At 73.5% G+C, this 6000-nt stretch carries 8 protein-coding genes; 3 read left to right on the top strand and 5 right to left on the bottom strand.

The features are described from left to right. The first annotated feature begins 158 nt into the window (after window positions 1-158). Together ACFW1A_RS06685 and ACFW1A_RS06690 are read left to right on the top strand one after the other, a co-directional pair. Window positions 159-1082 carry an NADP-dependent oxidoreductase gene (locus ACFW1A_RS06685; RefSeq protein ID WP_380405273.1) on the top strand — a complete coding sequence of 308 codons (924 nt, stop codon included), beginning with the start codon at window positions 159-161 and terminating at the stop codon, window positions 1080-1082. An 87-nt stretch (window positions 1083-1169) separates the two neighbouring features. Further along, a complete protein-coding gene (locus ACFW1A_RS06690) occupies window positions 1170-2108 on the top strand; it encodes a cupin domain-containing protein (RefSeq protein ID WP_380405276.1) in 939 nt (312 codons plus the stop codon). A gap of 34 nt (window positions 2109-2142) precedes the next feature. Here ACFW1A_RS06690 and ACFW1A_RS06695 read toward each other — a convergent pair whose 3' ends face one another. Continuing rightward, window positions 2143-2508 carry a darcynin family protein gene (locus ACFW1A_RS06695; RefSeq protein ID WP_380405279.1) on the bottom strand — a complete coding sequence of 122 codons (366 nt, stop codon included), beginning with the start codon at window positions 2506-2508 and terminating at the stop codon, window positions 2143-2145. Between the two features lie 74 nt (window positions 2509-2582). Further along, a complete protein-coding gene (locus tag ACFW1A_RS06700; protein WP_380405282.1) occupies window positions 2583-3479 on the bottom strand; it encodes an NAD(P)H-binding protein in 897 nt (298 codons plus the stop codon). Between the two features lie 105 nt (window positions 3480-3584). Between ACFW1A_RS06700 and ACFW1A_RS06705 the strand changes: the two genes are divergently transcribed. Further along, window positions 3585-4613 (top strand): LysR family transcriptional regulator, encoded by a 1029-nt coding sequence (locus ACFW1A_RS06705; protein WP_380405284.1) that lies wholly within the window; start codon window positions 3585-3587, stop codon window positions 4611-4613. On the opposite strand, the gene ACFW1A_RS06710 is transcribed toward ACFW1A_RS06705, so the two are convergent. From ACFW1A_RS06710 to ACFW1A_RS06720, 3 genes are all read right to left on the bottom strand, one after another. Next, entirely contained in the window at window positions 4592-5299 is a 708-nt protein-coding gene (locus ACFW1A_RS06710; protein ID WP_380405287.1) for a hypothetical protein, read from the bottom strand. The genes ACFW1A_RS06705 and ACFW1A_RS06710 overlap by 22 nt on opposite strands. A 75-nt stretch (window positions 5300-5374) precedes the next feature. Further along, the gene (locus ACFW1A_RS06715) at window positions 5375-5737 is read right to left on the bottom strand and encodes a hypothetical protein (RefSeq protein ID WP_380405290.1); all 363 of its coding nucleotides are present in this window, start codon (window positions 5735-5737) and stop codon (window positions 5375-5377) included. 104 nt (window positions 5738-5841) lie between these two features. Then, window positions 5842-6000, bottom strand: a 159-nt coding sequence (locus ACFW1A_RS06720) for a transposase (protein WP_380405296.1), incomplete at its 5' end; no start/stop codon positions are given.

Raw genomic sequence — 6000 nt, forward strand, 5'->3', positions numbered from 1 at the left:
AGTCCATCAACGGTAGACGCTCGGACATCAAGCATGGATCCTCGGCCATTCAGAGTCTCAACATGGATCAATAACGTTGATCTCGTTGGAACGGCGGGCGATCAACCCACCGACATTGATCATCAACGTATTGACGTTGATCAACCCAGGAGAGATCCATGCGTACTGTTGTGCAGCAGTCCTTCGGCGGTCCCGAGGTGCTGGAGCTGGTCGAGGCCGAGCGGCCGCAGCCGGGCGACGGCGAGGTGCTGGTCCGGGTGCACGCCTCCGCGATCAACCCCGTCGACACGGCCGTCCGGTCCGGCGCCTTCCCGCTGCTGGGCGAGCCGCCGTTCGCGCTCGGCTGGGACATCTCCGGCGTCGTCGAGGAGGTCGGTGCCGGTGCCGGGTTCGCCGTCGGCGACGAGGTCTACGGCATGCCGTCCTTCCCGGCCCAGGCCGCCGGCTACAGCGAGTACGTGGTCGCCCGCGCCGACCAGCTGGCCGCCAAGCCGGCCGCCGTGGACCACGTGCACGCCGCCGCCGTCCCGCTCGCCGCACTCACCGCCTGGCAGGGCCTGGTCGAGGGCGCCGGGATCAAGGCGGGCGACCGCGTGGTGGTCCACCGCGCCGCCGGCGGCGTGGGCCACTTCGCGGTGCAGATCGCCAAGGCCCGCGGCGCGCACGTGATTGCCCTGGCGAGCGAGGCCCGCCACGCGTTCCTGCGCGAGCTGGGTGCGGACGAGCTGGTCGACTCCCGCGCCGTCGACTTCGCCACCGTACTGAGCGACGTCGACGTGATCCTGGACTCCAACGCCGAGGGCGAGCGCTCGCTCAGCGTGCTGCGCCTGGGCGGTGTCCTGGTGACCATCCTGGAGCACCGTGACCAGGAGCTGGCGGCCAAGGTCGAGGCGGCCGGGCGCCGGTTCGTCGGCATCTCGGTCGAGCCGGACGGCGCCGCGCTGGCGGAGATCGCCGCGCTGATCGAGCAGGGGAAGATCCGCCCGCACGTCTCCGAGGTGCTGCCGCTGGCGGAGGTCGGCAAGGCGCACCAGCTGGTCGAGGCGGGACACGCCCAGGGCAAGATCGTCCTGAGCGTCTGATCGGCCGTGAGACTCCCGACGGCGCGGTCGGCCGGGCTGTTAGGCTCGGCCGACCCGCACCGCCGGCGGGCGAGGGAGGGGAAAACGGTGGACGTCCTGACCGAGGCGCTGAGTTCGATGCGGACCGGCCGCCCGTCCTCGGTGCGCACCGAGGGCCGCGCACCGTGGGGCCTGCGGCTGCCGCCGATCGCCGGCTCCGGATTCCACGTGGTCCTCCAAGGCACCTGCTGGCTGGTCCCGTTGGCGGGCACCCCGTGCGCTCCGGCGCCCATCGCGCTCGGCCCCGGTGACGTGGTCTTCCTGCGCGCCGGCCACGGCCACGTCCTCACCGACCAACCCGGCTCACCCGTGGTGGACATGACTGGCGACGCGGTGCCGCCGGACTCGCCGATCGGCTCCGTGACCCTGGGTGGCGACGGCGCCCTGACCCGCCTGCTCTGCGGCGCCTACCACCTCGACCAGAACCGCCCGCACCCCCTGCTCAGCCATCTGCCCGCCCTGGTCCACCTGCCGGCCAGCCGCGGCCGTCACCCCGAACTCGCCGCCGCCGTCCAGCTGCTGGGCAGTGAGCTGGAGAACCCGCGGACCGGGTCGGCCGGCATCGTGCCCTCGCTGATCGACGCGCTCCTCCTCTACATCCTGCGCGCCTGGCTGGACGAGCAGGACGCGAGCACCGGCAGCGGTTGGGCCGCCGCGCTGCGGGACCCGGCCATCGCCGCCGCCCTGACCGCGATCCACGCCGACCCGGCCGCACCCTGGACGGTGGCCGGCCTCGCTGCCCGGGTGGGCCTGTCCCGGGCCGGCTTCGCGCGCCGGTTCGCCGCCCTGATCGGCGAGCCCCCGCTCGCGTACCTGACCCGCTGGCGGATGACCACCGCGGCGCGCCTGCTGCGCGAGGGCGACACCCCGCTCAGCACGGTCGCCACCCGGACCGGTTACGGCTCCGAGTACGCGCTCGGCAAGGCGTTCAAGCGCGAGTACGGCCTCGCCCCGGGCAGCTACCGCCGCCAGGTCCGCGCCGCCTGACAAGGCCCGCGCCGTCAGACAAGGTGACGCTGCGTCAGGTGGTGAGGGTGGCGACCGGTTCGAGGGCGTAGCTGCGCGCATAGCCGTTCTCGGTGCCGACGAGGATCTCGACGACCTCGAAGTAGCGGTCCCAGAAAGGCGTTTCGCGAAGCGCGTCGATGAGGAGGCGGTAGCCGCAGTGGTCCTCGGCCTCCCACACCCAGACGTCGGTGACGCGCGCCGAATAGAACTCGGTGTCGTAGAAGCGTGACCGGACACCGCTGGTCCTGGCTTCGATGGCCGGCAGTACCTGGGTGGTGAACGCGTCCACGCGCTCCTGGACGGTCAGCGCCAGCCACTCGGGCGTGGTCTTGACCAGGAGGAACGCCGTCACCGGCGGCTCGCTCTGTTCGGTGAGCATCAGGGGGTCTCCAAGTCGACAGGGTGCACCGGTTGGCCGAGAGGTCGGTGTTCCGGCTTGGGTAGCAGGGGAGTTCACGCGCGGACGGCGGGCAGGAGCGTGTCGGCGCACCACTGCGCGAAGCCGGTGGCGCAGGTGGTGTCCGGAGTGCGCAGGACGCCGGCGTCGAGGCCCTCGTCCTTGGCCCGCTTCATGTCGACGATGCCTTGGACGAACTCCTCGTTGAGGCCGTGGCCGACGAGGGTGGTGTGCAACTCGTCGAGCGACTGGCGTTCGTAGCGGACGGGGCGGCCGAGTTGCTCGGTCATGATGTGGGCGAGGTCGCAGGGGGACAGGTCCTGCGGTCCGAGCAGCGGGACGCTCCCGGTCCCGGCCCAGGAACGGTCCAGCAGCAGGCGCTCGGCGGCGGCCGCGATGTCGGCGGCCGCGACGAAGGGGGCCTTGCGGTCGGGGTCGACGGTGTCGGTGAAGACGCCCCGGTCGCGGATCGCGTCGCACTCCTCCAGCAGGTTCTCGAAGAAGGACGCGCCGGCCAGGGCCCGGTGGGCGACACCGGTGCCGGCGATCAGGTCGTCCATCGCGAGGGTCGCGGTGACCAGGCCGGCCCGGTCGGCGAGCGGGGTGCCGCGGCCGAGCGCGGAGACGCAGACGACGTGGCCGACGCCGTGGGTGACGAGTGCCTCGACGGCGGGGCGGGTGAAACCGCTGTAGGTCTCGTGCGGCGGCAGCGAGGCGTCCGGCGGAACGAGCCAGAAGACGGCGTCCGCACCCTCGAAGGCCCGGTCCAGGACCTCGGCGTCCGCGTGCGAGCCGGCGACCACCTCGACGCGTCCGCCGTGCGCCGCGTCCGGCAGTCGGGCGGGATCGCGCACGATCACGCGCAGGCGTTCGCCCGCGGCGGGGGCGGACTCCAGGAGCCGGGCGAGCAGGTGGCGCCCGATGTTCCCGGTGGGGGCAGTTATGACGATCACGAGGACCTCGCAGGTCGGTGCCGGTTCGGTATGCCCCTCATCCTGCGGACGAGCTCCGTGGTGCCACAATGGGAACTTCGGCACGGAATCATTGCTCGAAATGGAATGATGCTGGTGAACAGCCCTGATCCGGTCATCGACGCCAATCTCGCCATCGCCCTGGACGCGTTGCTGGCCGAGCACAGCGTCACCCGCGCCGCCGCGCGCCTGCACACCTCGCCCGCCGCCATGAGCCGCACCCTCGCCCGGCTGCGCCGGATCCTCCAGGACCCGCTGCTGGTCCGGGCCGGTCAGACGATGGTGCCCACCCCGCGCGCCCAGGCCCTGCGGGAGGAGGCCGCCGCGGTGGTCCGCAGCCTCGGGGCGTTGCTCGGCCCGGGCACGAGCGTGGATCTCGCGGGCCTGCGCAGCACCTTCACCCTCCAGGCCGCCGACCTGGTCGGCGCGGCACTGGCCCCCGGACTGCTGCAGTTGGCCCGGAACGAGGCGCCGGGCGTGGCGTTCCGGATCCGGGCGGAGGAGTGGGAGGCCGGGCCGGCGCTGCGCGACGGCCGGATCGACCTGGAGGTCGGCTCGATCGACCACGTGGACCCCGAGACCCGGGTCGAGGAGCTGGTCGGCCTCAGGATGGTGGCGGCCGTCCGGCCCGGCCACCCGCTCGCCGAGGGGCCGCTGACCCCGGACCGGCTCGCCGCCGCGGAGCACGTGGCGGTCAGTCGGCGCGGCCGGTTCACCGGCCCGCTCGACACGGCCCTGGCGGAGCACGACCTGCACCGACGGGTCAGCGTGGTCCTTCCCAGCCACCTGGCCGCGATGACCCTCGCCGCCCGCAGCGACGTCGTCTGCCTCGTGCCCGCCGCCCTGCCGGGCGCCGCCCCCTCACCCCTGAGCCACGACGCAGACGCCCTCGGGCTGCAGCTCCTCGACATCCCCCTGGCACTGCCGCCGCTGACCATCGGCATGGCCTGGCACCCGCGGCACACGGCCGACGGCGCGCACCGCTGGCTCCGCAGCGCCGTCCGCCGGACCCTGTGCGCACCGACAGGAATGCCGGAACCCGTCGGGGCAGCCCCGAACGACCGCGAGCAGGACGACAGTCCGGCGGAGCGACCTCAGACCCGCTCGGCGACCTGACGCAGCAGCACCGTCGACGACACATTGACGGCGTACCAGGTGTTCGCGGTCTCGTCCGCCGCCGGGGCCCAGGCGGCGACGACCGGGAGGTGGCAGCTGTCGCCGGCGTGCAGCGGGGGCAGGGTCCAGGACATGCCGTGGTCCTGGCCGAAGTCCACGCCCCAGGTGCTGCCCGTACGGCGGTACACCTCGTCGAGCAGGGCCGCCCATCGCCGGGGCGCCTCGCCCGCGTCGGCCGCCCAGCAGATCGCCTCCTCGTCGTAGCCGCCGACGGTGAGCCGGGTGTCCTCGTCGTCCACGGTGATCGCCGCCAGGGCCTGCCCGCCGTCCCACCCGGCGTCGGCGCCCTGCGGGAGCCGGGCCGGCAGCCCCGCCGAGAACCGCACCCGCCCGAGCGGCGCCCGGGCGTCGATCCGCCAAACCGCCGCACGGCAGTCGGTCAGCGGTCCCCAGGTGTCGGGGTCGAGTGCGGCGTCGTACGGGGTCAGCAGCAGCTCGACGCGGGCCGCCGCCCGGGTCCAGCGGGCGACCGTGCGGCCGCCGGGCAGCGCGAACAGTTCATCGGGGAGGTCCGGGAGGGCGGTGGGTCCGACGGTCGTGGCGAAGGTCAACGGGCCGAACGGCGTGTCGATGCGCGGCCGTTCGACAGGCCGCAGCCGGGTGCGGCGGACGGTGGGGAGGAGCACCGGGCCAGCGTAACGAGGCCTCCCCGCAGGGCCGGGGCGCCGCCGGGGGGGGAAACCCACCGCGGCCAAGGAAACTCACCGCGGCAGTGGGGCGGCTGCCGCCGTCGTGGCCGACGGGCCCGGGGCGGCGGCGACCCGGGCCAGCTCGTCGGCGGACTCGGGAGTCAGGCGGTAGAACCCCTGCAGACCGATGGAGCGTTCGAGGCGGCCGTCCACGACGTGCTTCAGGCCGCGGGTCCGGCCGCGGAGGTTGCGCCAGGTGAGCTGCGCGAGCAGGTCGCCCGGGACCGGGCGGTCGAAGCGCACCGGCGTGGCGTCCACGTGCACCACGGTCGAACCGCACCCGTCGGCACCGAGCATCCACCAGTCGCCGTGCCCCGGGAACGACGGGTCGCGCCAGGTCGCGGGGGCGGCGCCGCAGCAGTCGCGGCGTTCCATCCCCTGATCTTCGCAGGGAATCCCGGCTTTTAGGCCGGGCGGGAATGTGATCCTTGCCCCGGAGCCGCGAAGCGGCGGAGTTCCCTGCGGCTCCGGGGTGACGGTCAGACAGGCCGCTTCTGGTTCTCGATGTACTCCTTCACGATGCTGAGCGGTGCTCCGCCGCAGGACCCCGCGAAGTACGAGGGCGCCCAGAACACCGACCCCATCCCGATCCGGTTGATCCGGCCGGTGTACTCGGCGCGCAGGTAGCGCGAGCTGAC

This window comes from Kitasatospora sp. NPDC058965, from assembly GCF_042741245.1.
Lineage (GTDB): Bacteria > Actinomycetota > Actinomycetes > Streptomycetales > Streptomycetaceae > Kitasatospora.